The following is a 17,017-nucleotide window of genomic DNA, read 5'->3' as shown; positions in this document are numbered from 1 at the left end:
ATTTTTGGGTAACAGTTGGCGGTCTATTCAAATGCTTCTCTTAACACTGTTTGCATTAGGTCTTCTGCTAGTTGTTTTCGGTGTTTGATTTGTGCTTCTAGTTGGTCTATTATTTTCATTAAATAATCTACTTTTTCAACTATTGCTTTTTGTTCTGCGAGGGGGGGAAGAGCGATAATAATACTACTTAAATTTCCTTGGGTTAACTTTGGTTGAAATCCACCTGTAACATATGGTTTCAAGTCTATAGCGTTGATGTGATGTTTTATAAAATGCAAAATACTAATATCCGTAAAACCTATTACATGAGCATGATTATTAACCCAATATTTGCCGTCTGCAACAAAAGCGATAGGTGTTGATCTAGATATAAGGTTTGCTCCATCTTCACCAATCAATAAATTTATTCCTTCATGAGTAAAACCATCAATTTTATCAATAATTCCTGATGCTCCATAGTAAGGAAAGATTTTCTCTTTATTTAATCTTTCGTCACGGGAAATTGGCTGACGGTTATCATCTCTATTTAAAGAACATTTCCCCAAACGACACCAAACCCAACTATCAGGTAAAGAAAACGGGATTTCATCGGGTAAAATTTCGGGGAGTGGTTTTTCTTTTTTGAGTTTTCCATCAGCTATTAATTGTTGTTTTTCCGCTTTGATTTTGGCGAGGAGTGCGGCTGCATCGGTGTCGGGATTACCTTTTTGAATTGGGTTTTGTTTACGCCATTCTGCTGTTAATTGACCAGAAATAGCTTCTTGTAAAATCGCCTGTTTTAGTTGATAAATATATTTTTGTTGATTATCAAACTCTCTAATTAATTCCTGATTAAATTTTTGAAGTTTATTAAAAAAAATAATAAAGTCTTTTTGCTGATTAATTGGAGGAAGCGGTACTTCTATTTTTGCAATATCTTTTACTGCCAAAGAGACATTTGCAGCACCTTTCATTAAAGGAACTATTTTTGTTTCTTTATAAAAGAATAAATATTGATGTAAAAAAGCAGCAGAAATTTCATAATGATTTTTAGGAATAACCGCTGCTAAAATTGTACCAAGAGCAAATTTACCTTCCTGATAATGAACATATTTAAGACTTTTTTTACCATGACCACTTGAGGAAACAAGAGGAATACAAACAGCTTGGGTATCGAATTGATAAGTTGCTGATGTTTTCCGTTCTTTTGCAGTTACAACAAGAGGATATTCTCCTGGGGTTGCGCTGGCAATTCCTGTTTCACCTTTGATAATATTACAGAGTTCACCAATTGTTTTTTTAGGATATTTTTTCATTAATTAATTCTTGTTTTAAACTATCTAATAATTCATCACTCTTTCTAAAAGAATCATGCAATATTTTCAACAACTCAACCGAACTATAACCCCTTTCAACTTCCGAAACATGGGGATTTTTGACATCTATATTAAACCCATTTTTCTCTAAATCCTCAAAACTTACCCGCCATGCTTGCGGATTTTCCTCCCGTTTATGCCACCATTCCTTAAGCGACTTAAACTCATGCTTATTAATCGGTTTCGTCTTAGAATACGCCTTCACACCTGACGGTAATTGATGTTCCCAATACCAGATTTCCTGAGTCGGTTTACCTTTGGTAAAAAATAACAAATTTGTCGCCACAGACGCATAAGGTTGAAATACCGAATTAGGTAAACGGACAATAGTATGCAGATTACAAGACTCTAATAAATGCTGACGAATCCGCGCCTTTACCCCATCCCCTGTTAACGATCCATCGGGTAAAATAATAGCAGCCCGTCCGCGATTATGCAAATACCGCACCATCAATAATAAAAACAAATCTGCGCTTTCTGTAGTACGATAACTCATCGGAAAATTATCCTGTACCCCATCAGTCACCGAAGCCCCAAAAGGTGGATTTGCTAATATTACATCAACCCGATCTTTATCACCAATAGAAGTATATTCCCGATTTAAACTATCAGTATATTCAATATTGGGAATTTCAATTTCATGGAGAAATAAATTTGTCACGGCTAACATAAAGGGTAAAGGCTTAAATTCCATCCCCTTAATCGTTTTTTCCAATGTTACTAAATCCCGTACATCATCCAAGCCTTGCAGACGTAAATGATTAATCGCACAGGTCAAAAAACCACCCGTACCACAAGCAGGATCGAGTACAAATTCTCCTAACTGGGGATTAACCATTTCTGTCATAAATTCAGTTAAAGCGCGAGGCGTGTAAAACTCCCCATAAGCGCCCGCAGTCTGAAGTTCCCGCAAAATAGTTTCGTAAATATCACCGAATAAATGACGATCTTCCGAACTTTCAAAATCAATTTCATTGAGACTATTCAACACCTGACGAATAATAGTCCCATTTTTCATATAATTATTCGTACCCTCAAAAATCTCTCGGACAATCATCGCCCGTTTATTCCCGGTGCTAATATCAAGGGATCTCAAAGTGGGAAACAATTCTTGATCGATAAAATTCCGTAATTCATCCCCCGTCATTCCTTCCTTATCCGCCGCCCAATTACACCAGCGCAACCTTTCAGGAATAGGGGAAACAAAATCATCCCTAAGCAATTCTAACTCTGAATCACTAGCATCAAGAATTTTGAGAAATAGTAACCAGCCCAACTGCTCGATCCGTTGTCCATCGCCAGACACCCCCGGATCTCTCCGCATAAAATTACGCAGACTTTTAATATTACCGCCCAGATTTTTCATGCTGCTACTTGATACAATTCAGACATCAATTCCCGCAAAGCTGAAACATATTGAGGTTTACCCCCAAATCGTTTGACGATCTCCCCTGGAGAGCCAAATTGCTTGAGTGGTTCTAATTTTAGCACAGAAAGCTCCTCTATATTCTCGATCCCATCCGTTGCATATTTTTCTAAAAGAGCCTCTAACACCGCTCGTGCCTGTGACTCATATTTAGTAAAATAATCTCGTTTTCTGACATTTTCTGCCCGTTCCCTCCGAGTTAAAGGGGGACGATCCCAAGCAATATGACAAATCAAATCGAATAAATCCAAATCTTTTTTAATATCCCTCTGTAAATCCTCAACAATAATATCATGTTCTCGCAGTTCTGCAATCAAAGCACTTTTTTTATCCGCTTCATTCCAACGGGCTAAAAATTCATCTAAACTGCTAAATTCTCGCAGCAGGTTTTGTTTAGTATAATCTTTTAAACTTGTTGTCACCAAATCCCCATTATCATCGAGATATTGAATCCGCTCATTCAAGATGGTCACATCTACCCCAGCAATATAAACTTTCCCCTGTTTTTCTGTAGTAATTTCACCAGCAGGAATAATTGTGGGTTTTAGCTTTTCAGGAATATCATTATTTTGGTCAAAATCAACTATTTCGCCCGTCTCCTGATCAATAATTTCACCTGTCAGATCACCGATAATATTCTCTGGTGTAAATTCCTCATCATCCCGTATTTCCTTAATCATCACCGGATCACCATCAAATGCTCGATCCGAAAACAGATCCGTCACATTTCTAAAATCCATAATCGTGAAAAATCGCTTATCAAATTGTTCATTAATTCTTGTTCCACGTCCAATAATTTGTTTAAATTCGGTCATAGAACGAATATTAGAATCCAGTACAATTAATTTACAGGTTTGAGCATCAACCCCCGTCGTCATTAACTTAGAAGTTGTCGCAATCACCGGATAACGTTCTTCTGGATTAATAAAGTTATCTAATTCCAGTTTACCTTCCTTATCTTCTCCAGTAATTCGCATAACATATTTATAATTTTCCCTGACTAAATCTGCTGCTTCATTACTAATAGCTTGTCGCATTCTCTCCGCGTGTTCTACATCAACACAAAAAATAATTGTTTTTGAGTAAACATCTGTTTGTCGCAAAAAATCCATCACTCTTTTGGCAACAGCTTGTGTCCTTTCATCAATGACTAAATTCCGGTCAAAATCCTTAAGATTATAAATCCGATCCTCAACTAAATCCCCTGATTTATCTAGCTTACTCGCTTCGGGGCGATATCCTTCTAAATCAACATTTAAACCGACTCGAATCACCTTATAGGGTGCGAGAAAACCATCATCAATTCCTTGTTTGAGAGAATAAGTATAAATCGGAGCGGCAAAATATTCAATATTAGAAACTTCCTTAGTTTCCTTTGGGGTTGCCGTTAATCCGATTTGAGTTGCCGAACTAAAATACTCTAAAATATCTCGCCATTTACTATCCTCGGCGGCGCTACCTCGATGACATTCATCAACTATAACTAAATCAAAAAAATCTGGGCTAAATTCTCGATAAGCATCAGCATCTTCATCATAATTAACCAAACCCTGATACAAGGATAAATAGATTTCAAACGCGGTGTCAATTACTTTCTTTTTAATCACTGTTATTTTATTTTTAAAATGCTTAAAATCTCCCCGTTTGGTTTGACTAATTAAAGATGTGCGATCGGCTAAAAATAAAATTCGTTTTTTGATGCCATTTTTCCATAGCCGATAAATAATCTGGAAAGCCGTGTAAGTCTTACCCGAACCAGTTGCCATCACCAATAGTAAACGATTCTGACCTTTGGCGATCGCTTCTACAGTCCGATTAATCGCGATCTGCTGATAATAGCGCGGCTGGCGACCTTGAGAATCAAAAAAGTAATCAAAACTAGCAATTTCTTCCGCTTCTGGCGTTTCAATTTGTTTGAATTTCTTGTATTTTTGCCAAATCTCATCAGGACTCGGAAAATTATCAAGGCTTAATTCTCGCTCAATCAAACTAGAAAAGCCCGATTTATCATGCTCTAAAAAACCATCCCCATTAGAACTAAAAGCCACTGGTAAATCTAAAATATCTGCATAGTTTAAAGCCTGCTGCATACCAGCACCAAGAGGATAAATATTTTTTTTAGCTTCAATAACAGCAATCGGTATATTCGGTTTATAATAAAGAATGTAATCAGCCTTTTTACCCTTACCCCTTTGGGTTAGATTCCCTTTAACATAAATTCGACCATCAGTAAAATAAACCTGTTCTCGGACTTGCTTGCTAATATCCCACCCCGCTCGAACTAAAGCAGGTAAAATATACTGTGTACAAATATCCTGTTCTGAAAGCTCTCGTTTATTAGTCATCTTTTATGTCACCGATCTTAACTATAGGAGGAAGAATTTCTACTGCTTGAAAAGGATTTAATACCAATAAATCCAAATCACCCGTAACAATTACATTGGCATTACCACTAACAGGCAACTCTAAAAAATTATTAGCATTGTCACCTCCCTGGCAACCGCCAAGAGGGTCAGGACGTTCTAGATCGCTCAAACAATTGCCTGGAATTGCATTTTCACATCGACTTCTTCCTTCTTCCTTCTACTATAAATCTACTCAGAGTGTTAATCACCTAATTTGTCTAATTTTTTATGATCGGTAAAAAGTTAAGCTTTTCAACTTAACTTTTTACGGACTGATATCTAAGCAACCTCTACGAACACACCGCTGCGAGCAAACTCCTCTTCTTCAGGACTAAAGACGGGAGCTTGATCCACAAGGTCAGGGTCAAAGTAATATGTCTCTTGTAGGAATTGTCCCGTGACGATCGCCTCCTCCAACTCCTTGATGTAATCTTGGGCAACTAAGCAAGCCTCCTTAATGCCTTCCTCATCCCTCTTATCCAACAGCTTTTGCAATGTTGCTCTCACGCCTGTCAGTCGTGCCGCGGGCTTGAGCATACCGTAGAGCCGGTACATCCGATCGGTGGCAATGCTAATGTGTTTGAGGGCCTTGGCTCGTGCTAGCTCAGAGTCAATGCTGGGCCAATAACGAGTGGTGTAGAATGCTTTCTCATCCTTGTGATACCACTCTTCCGATCGCGCAATCGATGAGGAGACAGTGTTGTGCAGCTTCCAGAAGAATAAGCGCAGGGAATCGCCATCTACTACGGTGGACAACTTCGCCTCCATTGATACCTCAAAGTTATTCAGACGCGGGTCACGCCCAAGTACAAGGTACTCTACAGGGTACATTTCCACCTCTTTATTCTGCACCACGTAGGCGTTGAGGTGGTGGCGGCAGTAGGGGCAGGGATACATAGTGGCAAACAGCTTGAAGAAATCCTTGAAGACGGCCACCAGACTTTTTTGCTGTTGGGGGGTCTTGGTAGAGACGATTTCAGCCGTAGTGTGGAAGAAACGCCACACCGCAGGGCCAATATAGTAAGGGAAGCTGACGCGCATTTGTGAATTCTTTATTTCACTGCGATCGATATACACGTCAATGAAGGATACATATTGCGAGAGTTCGCCAGACTCGCGCCCAAACTCCAAGCGTTCGCGCCGTTTCTGTACCCCATTCAGGTAGTTGTGCGTCAAGCGCCATGCCTGTTTGAGCATTAGCTTCTGTTTTGGAGCGCATTTGGGAAAGCTTTCTACAACATCCGCCCCATAGCGCCCAAATTCCCCTGACGTTTTAGTCGCTTCGTACCACTGGTTTAAAGCCACTTCGTCAGCCACCGTGTTGAAGGGGATGTCTGCTGCTGTGCTGACGCTGAAGGCAGCCAACAGCTTCGGCATAAAGTCTTCATACCAATAGGCGACTGGCATCATCGCACCATCGATTTCCTCTGAAGCATCCGAGAGAATGACGCGGTTCCACTTCTTCAGGTACTCTTTTGGATCTCCCTCAGATTTGGCTGGTGGCGGTGCCATTTCCTCACTCAGTTCCATTTTTCTCAATCGGTTGAGTTCGTTGATGGCAAGCACACCCTCGGCGATGTCGCGCAAGTTGAGACTTTTCTTCTTGATGGTGATGGCAAACTCGACTCCTGCAGCAAACTTTTCCTTGGCAGTTGCAGACTTACCCCGCGCCTCCAACATGGCTTTTTGTTCTGCCAACATTTCTGGAGTTTTTTCTATAGTCTTCCAGTTTTTGATGCGATCTTGCAGTCGGGCATATTCATCTTCGATCGATTTAACTACTGCATCCAGTAAAGGGTTGCACGCCGACTCTACTACACCCAATCCTTTATAAAGCCCGATCGCACACCTGACAAATTGCACAAAATCAACGATTCTGTAGGGCAAGTTTCTCACGCGCAGGTGAGTCTCGTGGTTTGCGGAAAAACTCTCGCGGAAACTGCGGTAGGCTGCTCCCTGGATCAGACGAAACAAACCAATCTGCATCTGCAAGCGGGAGGTACCGCGCTTGCTCTCAGCTTGTGGGTGTTGCGCGAGTAGTTCTTTTAGCCGCGCTATTTCTGGATTGCTATCGGTGGGTGCTTCTTGTAGATTAGGTTCAATAGTGGCAGAAGCTGCCTCATTGATAGCAGTTGCTGTACTTGCGATCGCAGCGGCTGTACTATCTGAAATCTCGGTTGTCTGTGTGCTGACAATCGGAACCGGCGAGTCTTGATATCCGGTTGTGAGCTCTGACTCATCCGGTACCAGTTTGCAGAATTCCTTAAAGTCAATTGAGGCATCGCCGTCATTGTCTACCTCTTTGATGATCTCATCGAGCTCTTGCTCTGTCAGCCCAAACTGGCTCATCACGCCGTGCAGCTCGTCTCTGGTGATTTGACCGCTACCGTTTTCATCAAATACACTAAATGCCATTTTGAGACGACTCTGGCGATCGCCTTGCTGGGACACCATCAGCATTTTGAATTCCTCAAAATCGATACTGCCCGACAAGTCTACGTCCACTTCCTTGATCATGTCGCGCAGCTCGGTTTCGTTAGGACTCTGGCCTAGCGATCGCATCACTTGACCCAGTTCTTCTGATGAGATAGCACCGCTCCCGTCCGCGTCAAATACTTGGAACGCTTCCCATAACTTTGCCACATCTTCTTCAGTCATGGATTTTTTTTCAAGCTCCACAGATGTCATAACTAAATCCTCCCTGATTTTTTTATTGGCTGTCTATTGATTACGACCAATATACTTTAATTCCTGATGAGTTACGCAACGGTCTTGTCAAATCCAAGGGGGTTGCCGATATCTCCCACTTTGGCTTGTAACAGTTAATCTATCAGTTTGATATTACTCCCAGTAATTTTCCCAATCATCCTTAAAAGCTTCCTGCAATCTCTGCATATACGCATCAGTCTTAATCTTCACCATCCACAGATTATTACCATTGCGGCCTCCCTTGCACACAACACATTCATCCACACCGTATTTTCCGTGGCGAATATCATCCATAAACTTGCCTGTCAGTTTGCCGCGATAAATCACTCGCGCAATATTTAATTTACCAAAATCCTGAATAAACCGATCGGGAACAACCATAGCGCGATCGGTTTCCACATCAAAAAGCACCAATTGTTTGCGATCGTCCTTTTGGTGCATTCCCGCAAACGACTTAGCACCAAAAAACTCTGTAAGGAATGAGAATTAAATAACTTCCACTCTTGAAAGTGGGATGGGCGTCCTGCCCGTCCAAAAAGGACGGGCGGGACGCCCATCCCACAATAACAATTAAAATTGTAAGTTATTTAATTCGCGTTCCTAAACACCGTAATTTCAGCACAGTGATACTGTTCATTTTCTCGAAATAGAGACTCTAACGGACTAGCAAAGTCTCTTTTAAATATTTCCGGTGCTGCTTCTAAACCTGGATGTGCAGCGTTAAATTCTGCAATTCCCATCTCATCCAAAATCAAATCTACTGCCGCGCGTACCAAAAGCATACCAACCAAGTTCAACTTCCCAAACCCAATGCAAATTAGTGCCATCGTACTTCTCAAAAGCTACACATTGTTCATGAGGGCAATTTTTACTATCGGGAATTTTGGGATAGGCAAGTTGAACTCGTGTCATATAGAGGAAGGAAGTTCGGCAACGGATTCTGTAACGGATGTAACGGATGTAACGGATGTAACGGATGTAACGGATGTCAGTCCGAGGGAAGTCGGAAGAAGGAAGAAGGAAAGGGTTTCTAACAGTTTCCCCTTCCCCTTATTCCCTAAAAATCCCTCAATTGAGCAGTTTGAACCGCAAGTTCTTTAATCAGGGCACCGCGGCGCACCTTCAGTTTTAGAATTTGACCGATTTGGCTGTTTTCCACCAAATTTTGCAACTGTTCGGGTTCAGTCACTCCCTCGCCGTCAATTTGAACGATGACATCTCCCTTGCGAATCCCTGCTTCCTCAGCAGGCGTATTTGGCACAACTCGCATCACTAACACCCCTTTGACTTCGGGCACAATCAAAGGAGCATTGGGGTCAGAATTATTCTCTCTGGCCATTTCAGGATTCAAAGCAATCATCTGAATCCCCAAAAACGGATGGCTGACTTGTTCTCCCTTGGCTAACTGGGCGTAGATGGCCTTGGCTTTGTCGATCGGAATCGCAAACCCAATACCCATTGCATCAGCTCGAATCGCCGTGTTGATGCCAATCACTTCCCCTCTGCTGTTTAACAGCGGGCCACCGGAATTGCCGGGATTGATGGCTGCGTCGGTTTGAATGAAATCGAGCCGCTTGTCGGGAATGCCGACGGCTGCACTGGAGCGTTTGAGGGTGCTGATGATGCCTAAAGTGACGGTGTTGTCAAATCCCAGGGGGTTCCCCACGGCGATCGCCCAATCTCCTACTTTCACCGCGTCGGAATCTCCTAGGGTTGCCACGGGCAAGTTAACTTCCTTGGTATTAATTTTGACAACAGCCAAATCTGTTACTTCGTCAGTACCTTGCACTTCTCCTGGAAAAGTTCTGCCGTCGTTTAAGGTGACAGTCACTCGATCGGCTTTGTCAACTACGTGAGCGTTGGTTAAAACAATCCCGCTTTTGTCAATGATGAAGCCGGAACCTTGACCGCGTAAGCGTTCTTGTCTGGGGGTCAGGCTGCGTAAATCTTCTCCCAAAAATCTGCGGAAGAAGGGGTCTTCCATTAAGGGATCGATGTTGCGACTGACAGTGCGCTCGGTATCAATGCGGACAACTGCCGGCCCGACTCGATCGACTGCCGCCGTTACAAAACTGCCGGTATCCGCCGGGAGTTCAGGACTCCGCAGCGCTAACAGTTGCGGATTCGGGGGAGTGGCTGGGAAACTCTGGAAGTGTAAGTTGGGCGGATTTGTGAACGTCGCGGCGGTAGCGGGTGCAGCATTGATTGCTAACGCACTCAGGGCGATCGTCATTCCTAAAATTAGGGCGAACCAACGAGCACCGGTTCGAGGTGCGGGGCGAAAAAACTTAAATAGTCGCATAGCGTCAATCTTTGTTAGTCTGGGTTAGTCTGGTAAAGGTGTGCGATCGTGCGGACTCAATAATCTGCCATTATGAAGATCCTAAATATATTTAGACAGTTACAATACATGAGTCACGAGCCCGCACCAACTCACCCTATTCTGAATTCTAACTTTAAAAAATTCCCTAGTAATACCAGTTTCAAAAAAAGAATGCAACTCTAGGCCCGTGGGCCCAACCATTACCAAATCACTCATTCCCAATCTAAAATCTAAAATCTAAAATCTAAAATGGTATAACCCCAATGATTCTATCTGATACTTCTACTGACAAATCCTTGCCCTCAAATTCCCACCACCATCACGACGATAAATCAGTCCACCCTCACCATCACGATGAAGAATCGAGGCGGCGGCTGGTAAATCGCTTGTCTCGGATTGAGGGACACGTCCGCGGCATTAAAACAATGGTGCAAGAAAACCGTCCCTGTCCCGAAGTTCTGGTGCAAGTTGCTGCGGTTCGAGGCGCGCTCGATCGCGTAGCGAGAATCATTCTTGACGAACACTTAACTGAGTGCATCGCCAGAGCCGCTAAAGAAGGTAATATCGATACGGAAATCGAAGAGTTGAAAGCGGCTTTGGATCGATTTTTGCCTTAGCCACTGCCAATTTTTACCTCCATATAACAAAACCTGCAAGTTAGACAAAACTTGCAAGTTATTCTTTCTGGCTAATTTTTTAAGCATCTTTCACAAACGCGGGAAAAGCATCAAATCTTCTCCCCTTCACCCCCATTGTTACCACATATAATTTATATGCTCCGCAGTTTAGGAGAGCGAGTTTTGTTAAAAAAGAATTAGTCAGGTTTGTCGTGATGACGCAACTCCTCAAAACCTTCAAAAGCTGACGGTTAACCATTAGATAATCGGTGCTTAATCCGACGTGGTATGAACTGTCTAGACTTTCGTCAGCTTGGCTTTGAGCTGGTATCTGACTGTTGCATAAACTGCTTTATAGGAAGCCTCAATGCTGTATTCCTGCTGCAACCACTCTTGAATCTCTCCATAGCTTTTAAAGCCTTCCTGGGGGTCGCTGAGGCGCATTGCCAAACTAGCGCGGGCCAAAGGAGGAATGGCAGGCTTGCGGCCGCCGCTGTGCTTTGTTTCGAGGAGTCCTTCGAGTCCGTAAGAGCGGTACTTTCTCAGCCACCGCTGCACTGTAATTCGGTTTACCCCGATCGTCATTGCCAATTCTTTAACTGTCTTAACATGACAAATTTTGAACAGGTAAAGTGCTTGAATTTTTTGAAAGCCACTTGCCGTTTTTTGTTCAGTTAACAGGTTTTTTAGTTCTTCAATTGTCTCTGTGATGCTAAGTTTACATACTCCAGCCATATTAATTCCCTCACGATTCGCGTTCTACAATACCTTTGTTTGACAATGGAGCAAAAGCTGCTCCTATCCTAAATGCTGACCTTTTGTTTGCCCTGAAGCAATACAAAAGCGATCGTACTCATTCAACTTTTTCCTTCCTGGATGCACTCAGACGCTCAGAAACCTGATTATTTTAACCTGGAGCAAGGTTGCAACGATTTTTTTGGTAAAACACCCGGTTTCTGGGTCAGTTTTGTATTTGATGGACAAGCGTCATTGCTAATACTGATAGCCGTTAACCGATCGACCGTAACATTAGTGGCAATAGGTGACTCTTAAGGAATACCATTTATTCTCTTATTGTTAAACATCAATCATGGTTTTCCTGGCATTTATTGGTATTTTTTGTTAACGTATGGGCGATGTTTAGTCATTAGGTGCTAGCAAACAAGCGAATGTCTGTACACCAGCGATCGCATTTTTATACAGACATTCCCCTAGTCCCCGAACTGCATTTTTGGCTTTCGCTGTGCGAAAAATCCTTAGATATCAGCACTCTCATCGCTCAGAGCGGGTAGGGCCGAGTGACGTTGCAACCTACTTTCACAGCAAGCGGGCAAGTATCCGTGAAACTACTGGCTTTATCGCCAATTGAGTAAAACACGACGAGGGTGGCATTGTCAATTTCTCAGCATTACAGTATAAGTATCGGCTATTTTTGCCCGCCTGCTGTGATCGAAAGCGGAGTCTCTATGTGATCCTACTAGCATTTTTTTGTGATCTTGGTCACACCGCTACTCAGTAAGCTCAACTAGCCACAAAAAGTTATGAGTTCGATCGGACTTTCCACCTAAAACCTTATAGATTCAGGGAAGTTTCACCCTAGGTGTGAATATTTCAGAATCTAAAATTGCAGAACATCCGGTGTAACCAGCTTGCTGACAGTATTCTTCATTTAAAAGGTGTAGAGAAGCCACAATGAACGTTGACGAACTGCTCAAGCTATATGCAATAGGAGAAAGAAATTTTAGCGGGGTCTACCTGCACGAGGTCTACCTCTACGAAGCAGAATTGATTGGAGCCAATCTGTATGAAGCCGACCTGATTGGAGCCAATCTCAGCAAAGCCAAACTCAACAGAGTCAACTTTGGCAAAGCCAATTTGTGCAAGATTAATTTGAGCAAAGCAGACTTAGGTGGAGCCGACCTCACAGAAGCACTTTTACTGGAAGCTAACCTGCATCGAGCTGAGTTGATGGGAGCAAATCTCAGCAAAGCAGACTTGAGCGGAGCTTCTCTGATCCAAGCAACTTTAATTGGAGCAAACATATCTCGCGCAACACTCAGCCGTGCAGACTTGCACGGAGTAAATCTTTACGGAGTAAACTTGCGTAGGGCGGTGCTCACAGAATGCGATTTAATTGGCGCAAACTTGAGTAAAGTAGACCTTAGCGGAGCCGACTTAATGGGGGCGAGTCTAATTAGGGCAGACTTGACTGAAGCGATTTTAAGTGCGTCCGACTTAAGCGGAGCAAACCTGTTGGGAGCAAACCTTACAAAAGTCAACCTGAGCGGAGTATATCTTAAGGGTACAACGATGCCCGACGGCACGATTCACGACTAATTTATCAGAAAATTGGGTTGAAAACCCTGTCCTTGTAGGACGGCTTTTTTCCATTGTTAAGTAAAATAACAAATCCATCTTAACAAATGAATATGGTAGAATAACCATATCAGACAAGATGTAAAAACCTACCCCCGGACTGGGGGAAAGTCTACGCCCAAAACATTTTTGAGGAGATATGACTACGCACTCTTTTGTGCCCAGAGTAGTCAGCCTGGGAACCCTAGCGCGATAGGGATATTAAGACTGAAATGTCTTAAGAATCCCCGTGCCTTAAGGCCGGGGAGTGTCAATTGTTAATTTTTATGGTGGCCGAGAACAGCGGCTAAAGGGTAGTCAGTAACGAGCGGGCTAAAGCCACGCTCGCTTGTAAGAGAAATCGAGCAAGCTATGCTGACCAGACCCCTCGCAAGAGGAGACGTTATTTAGGTCACGACACCGGCGAATGCGACGCCAGTTTTCCGCTCTGTCACCTGCGATTAAACAGTTTTAAAGTCACTGAAGCAGTGTCGCAGGTCTAACAAGCCTTTATAACCAGGTCGAGGCGAACATTACCCCGCAAGGGAGACTGAGGCAACCATACCTCATCGGAGGGGCAACCATACCCCTCCAACCCCGAAAGGGGAAAGATTCAAGGCGATTGAAATCGCCGCGTTGTTTTCCTCTCAGGACTAAAGTCGCGCTCGTTTCCCACTTACCGAGTTTTTTTATGAGTAATTCATTACCCTAATTTATTGGCAGCGAAATCTTTATTTGACCGAAAGCATCCATGATACCCGCCACGTGATTCATCCGTCCAGAAATAAAAAACCTGTATCCGAGAAACTGGCCCCCCGAATTTCTCCGTGGGGTCAATGCTTCAATTCTTTAATCTTTAATCTTTAATCTTTAATCTAAAATCGATTGACACTCAGGTAAGGCCGAGAACTTCAATCTAGGGTGCTGATGGCGCCCAGAACTCCTACATACGGCAAGTCAAAAGATTTGTTAGCTGAACTTGTGTTATGGTGATTTTCAATTGCTTCGAGAAAAGCTATTTTAGATTTAATATTTTGGATTTTGGACGGTTAAAATGAAACTCAGAATCCTGGCTGCTGTAACGCTGCTGAGCGCGATCGCCCCGATCGCTCCTGCCGCCGCCGAGAACATCCAACACACGCAACAATTACTAGCCACCCGACAGTGCCCCAACTGCGACCTCAGCAGTGCGGGCTTAGTTTTAGCCAATTTAACCGGAGCCAATCTCAAAGGTGCTGACTTGAGGTTGGCAAACCTCAGTCGAGCCAACCTCACCGGGGCTGACCTCAGCGGTGCCAACCTCAGCGGCACCAGCCTTTTTGGCGTCAACCTGACGGGGGCGAACCTCACCGGTGCCAACCTCAGCGGTGCTGACTTGAGAAGTGCCTATCTCAGCGACGCCAATTTGCTCAACGCCAATTTAACTAACGCGCAACTGCTCGGAGTTAGAGGAATGCCAACCAATATCGGCACCGCTGAAGACTTCTATCGGTTGGGAGTGCTGGAAGCTCAAGCAGGAAACTACAGAAACGCCATTGATTATTACAATCAAGCCCTGAATCTGAAATCGGATTTAGCAGCCGTTTATTTTGCGCGCAGTATGTCTCGCGCTGACTTGGGAGAGTTCGCCGGTGCGGCTCAAGACGCTGCAATAGCAAACAAACTCTTTGCAGATCAAGGAAATCCCCAAGGTCAGGAGTTGTCAAAGCAGTTAGGCGAAGCCATTGTTGCACGCCAAAAGCCAACGGAACCCCGCACTTCCAGCCGCGGCGACTTTATGAGTCTTCTGGGGTCGATCGGTTCTGTTCTGGTGAAGCTAATCTTGCCTTAAAGACTTGTGAACGGCCTGCTCCAACGACTTTTTATGCTGCGCCAACCCAAGCGATGTAGAGCGTTTCTTACACCCATCTGGCTTTACTAAACCCCTAATGTCTGTAAGGCAGGTATACTTAGCCTAGTCTCAATATATGTGTCTAGGCTAGTTTCACTATTTAAGGACAGAATATGAATAGATTTGAAAATATATCCGTAAGGGGTTTTCGGCGTCTTCAAAATATTGAGCTTGAGATGAGAAATCTCATCGTCATGATTGGTGCAAACGGAGCAGGAAAAACTTCTTTTTTAGATGTCCTTTCAATACTAGCCGCTTCAGCAAGTGGAAATTTACAGAATTTATTACAACTTAAAGGCGGCTTGAATGAAATTTTGACAAGAGGTAAAGTACAAGAACTTGAAATTGAAATTTCAATGCAAGTGCCAAAGGAACAACCTTTGAAGTACAGCTTAACATTGTCACCAAAAGGTTTATCTTATGAATTTAGAGACGAATCTTTAACACAGCAGAGAAATCCCCACAGAGCTGAACCATTCAAGTATATTGAATCACAAGGTTTGGATATTAAATATTCTCAAGAAGAAAGCAGAGGATTTGTGAGACCGAGTTGGGATCACAATCCTCTTGAAACATCGCTTTCTCAAGTTCCTAAAATGTATCGCGAACCAGAGAACCTGAGAAAGAGCCTTGCTTCTTGCACATATTATGGAGCACTCGATGTTTCAGAGAAAAGCCCAATCCGTCTACCTCAAGCAATGCGCCCTGCAAAGTTGCCTGGAGCAAGCGGTGAAAACCTGGTTTCCTGTCTTTATGACCTTCGGGAAACCGATCGAGACAGTTTTGAAATGGTTGAAAATATCATTTCTGCTGCCTTTCCAGATTTCGAGCGATTAAACTTTCCTCCGGTTGCCGCAGGAACTATGTCTATGACTTGGACAGATAGGAATTTTCCTCAGCCTTTCTATGTCCATGAGCTATCAGAAGGAACGTTGCGCTTCCTCTGGTTAGTTGCGCTCCTGCAAAGTCAAACTTTAACAACTATTACGTTGCTAGATGAACCAGAAGTTAGCCTACACCCGGAACTCTTAAGACACTTAGTTTATCTAATGAGAGAAGCTTCAAAACACACTCAACTGATAGTTGCCACACACTCAGATAGACTCATCAGATTTCTCGATCCAAGCGAGATTTTGGTCTGCGATTTGGAAGAAGGGGAGGCAAAAATGAGGTGGGGTGACACTTTTAACCTGGATAAATGGTTAGAAGATTACAGTCTTGACCAGGTTTGGGAAATGAATGTGATGGGTGGCCGTCCATGAGAATTGCTATTTTGGTTGAAGGTGCTACTGAAATGGCATTTAGAAAGAAGCTTCATGAGTTTCTGCAAAGTCGTTTAGAGCAAAAAATGCCCAGACTAGACTTTAAACCACAACATGGTGGAATTCCCAAGGAAGGGAAACTCAAGAAAATAGTTGAAACTCTCCTCGATAATGATGGCTATGATGCTGTAATTGCACTTACAGACGTTTATACCGGAAAGCCGGACTTTAAAGATGCCAATGATGCTAAAGAGAAAATGAGGACATGGGTAGGTAAAAACCCAAAATTCTATCCTCACACAGCATCACATGATTTTGAAGCATGGCTTCTTCCCTACTGGACAACTATCCAGAAGCTAGCGAAACACAACCTTTCTGCTCCTAGCGGTTCGCCTGAAACAGTAAATCATCAAAAGCCACCTTACTATTGGATTAAGGAGATTTTTAGCTCTGGAAAACGCGGAAAAGACTATAACAAAGTGATTGATGGAATGGCTATTTTGAAAAAGAACGATCTGATGATTGCGATTAAAGCTTGTCCAGAGCTAAAAGCTTTTGTGAATCGAATTATCTCTCTCTGCGATGAAGAGAAAATAATTTCTTGACGTAAAACGCGATCGCTGTTAATTGCCCGAATTCTCAAAGAAGTCGGGTATCTGGGTGTGTTGTTTTTT

At 43.1% G+C, this 17,017-nt stretch carries 16 protein-coding genes; 7 read left to right on the top strand and 9 right to left on the bottom strand.

Features of this window, described 5'->3' with window-relative positions:
* Nucleotides 1-23 precede the first annotated feature (23 nt).
* From QUB26_RS01785 to QUB26_RS01755, 7 genes are all read right to left on the bottom strand, one after another.
* Nucleotides 24-1,295 carry a restriction endonuclease subunit S gene (locus QUB26_RS01785; RefSeq protein ID WP_333316309.1) on the bottom strand — a complete coding sequence of 424 codons (1,272 nt, stop codon included), beginning with the start codon at nt 1,293-1,295 and terminating at the stop codon, nt 24-26.
* Nucleotides 1,279-2,721: a class I SAM-dependent DNA methyltransferase gene (locus QUB26_RS01780; RefSeq protein WP_333316307.1), complete on the bottom strand. Its 1,443-nt coding sequence runs from the start codon at nt 2,719-2,721 to the stop codon at nt 1,279-1,281. Before QUB26_RS01780 ends, QUB26_RS01785 begins: the two co-directional genes overlap by 17 nt.
* Complete coding sequence (hsdR, locus tag QUB26_RS01775; protein WP_333316305.1) at nt 2,718-5,126, bottom strand: EcoAI/FtnUII family type I restriction enzme subunit R; 2,409 nt, start codon at nt 5,124-5,126, stop codon at nt 2,718-2,720. Before hsdR ends, QUB26_RS01780 begins: the two co-directional genes overlap by 4 nt.
* Nucleotides 5,119-5,316, bottom strand: a complete 198-nt coding sequence (locus QUB26_RS01770; RefSeq protein ID WP_333316303.1) for a hypothetical protein — start codon at nt 5,314-5,316, stop codon at nt 5,119-5,121. Before QUB26_RS01770 ends, hsdR begins: the two co-directional genes overlap by 8 nt.
* A gap of 149 nt (nt 5,317-5,465) precedes the next feature.
* On the bottom strand, nt 5,466-7,874 hold the full coding sequence (locus tag QUB26_RS01765) for an EF-hand domain-containing protein (RefSeq protein WP_333316302.1): 2,409 nt from the start codon (nt 7,872-7,874) through the stop codon (nt 5,466-5,468).
* A gap of 153 nt (nt 7,875-8,027) precedes the next feature.
* Nucleotides 8,028-8,336 (bottom strand): hypothetical protein, encoded by a 309-nt coding sequence (locus QUB26_RS01760; RefSeq protein ID WP_333239436.1) that lies wholly within the window; start codon nt 8,334-8,336, stop codon nt 8,028-8,030.
* Nucleotides 8,337-8,482: 146 nt separating this feature from the next.
* Nucleotides 8,483-8,677: a hypothetical protein gene (locus QUB26_RS01755; RefSeq protein ID WP_333239438.1), complete on the bottom strand. Its 195-nt coding sequence runs from the start codon at nt 8,675-8,677 to the stop codon at nt 8,483-8,485.
* 28 nt (nt 8,678-8,705) lie between these two features.
* Here QUB26_RS01755 and QUB26_RS01750 point away from each other — a divergent pair, with 28 nt between their 5' ends.
* Complete coding sequence (locus QUB26_RS01750) at nt 8,706-8,996, top strand: hypothetical protein (RefSeq protein WP_333239440.1); 291 nt, start codon at nt 8,706-8,708, stop codon at nt 8,994-8,996.
* Here QUB26_RS01750 and QUB26_RS01745 read toward each other — a convergent pair.
* Nucleotides 8,953-10,197, bottom strand: coding sequence for an HhoA/HhoB/HtrA family serine endopeptidase (locus QUB26_RS01745; RefSeq protein WP_333316300.1), 1,245 nt, complete (start codon nt 10,195-10,197; stop codon nt 8,953-8,955). The genes QUB26_RS01750 and QUB26_RS01745 overlap by 44 nt on opposite strands.
* A 284-nt stretch (nt 10,198-10,481) precedes the next feature.
* Here QUB26_RS01745 and QUB26_RS01740 point away from each other — a divergent pair, with 284 nt between their 5' ends.
* Nucleotides 10,482-10,835, top strand: a complete 354-nt coding sequence (locus tag QUB26_RS01740; protein ID WP_333239444.1) for a metal-sensitive transcriptional regulator — start codon at nt 10,482-10,484, stop codon at nt 10,833-10,835.
* Nucleotides 10,836-11,132: 297 nt separating this feature from the next.
* Here the strand turns inward: QUB26_RS01740 and QUB26_RS01735 are convergent, their stop codons facing one another.
* Complete coding sequence (locus tag QUB26_RS01735) at nt 11,133-11,570, bottom strand: helix-turn-helix domain-containing protein (RefSeq protein WP_333316298.1); 438 nt, start codon at nt 11,568-11,570, stop codon at nt 11,133-11,135.
* 434 nt (nt 11,571-12,004) lie between these two features.
* On the opposite strand from QUB26_RS01735, the gene QUB26_RS01730 reads away from it, so the two are divergent.
* From QUB26_RS01730 to QUB26_RS01710, 5 genes are all read left to right on the top strand, one after another.
* Entirely contained in the window at nt 12,005-12,127 is a 123-nt protein-coding gene (locus QUB26_RS01730) for a hypothetical protein (RefSeq protein WP_333316296.1), read from the top strand.
* A gap of 400 nt (nt 12,128-12,527) precedes the next feature.
* Nucleotides 12,528-13,172 carry a pentapeptide repeat-containing protein gene (locus tag QUB26_RS01725; RefSeq protein WP_333155535.1) on the top strand — a complete coding sequence of 215 codons (645 nt, stop codon included), beginning with the start codon at nt 12,528-12,530 and terminating at the stop codon, nt 13,170-13,172.
* A 1,072-nt stretch (nt 13,173-14,244) separates the two neighbouring features.
* Nucleotides 14,245-15,021: a pentapeptide repeat-containing protein gene (locus tag QUB26_RS01720; protein WP_333316294.1), complete on the top strand. Its 777-nt coding sequence runs from the start codon at nt 14,245-14,247 to the stop codon at nt 15,019-15,021.
* Nucleotides 15,022-15,194: 173 nt separating this feature from the next.
* Nucleotides 15,195-16,343: an AAA family ATPase gene (locus tag QUB26_RS01715; protein WP_333239450.1), complete on the top strand. Its 1,149-nt coding sequence runs from the start codon at nt 15,195-15,197 to the stop codon at nt 16,341-16,343.
* On the top strand, nt 16,340-16,948 hold the full coding sequence (locus QUB26_RS01710) for a DUF4276 family protein (protein WP_333239452.1): 609 nt from the start codon (nt 16,340-16,342) through the stop codon (nt 16,946-16,948). Before QUB26_RS01715 ends, QUB26_RS01710 begins: the two co-directional genes overlap by 4 nt.
* The last annotated feature ends 69 nt before the right edge of the window (nt 16,949-17,017 follow it).

Source organism: Microcoleus sp. B4-C1 (assembly GCF_036705285.1).
Classification (GTDB): Bacteria; Cyanobacteriota; Cyanobacteriia; order Cyanobacteriales; family Microcoleaceae; genus Microcoleus.
This window is presented reverse-complemented; position numbering and strand designations above follow the sequence as displayed.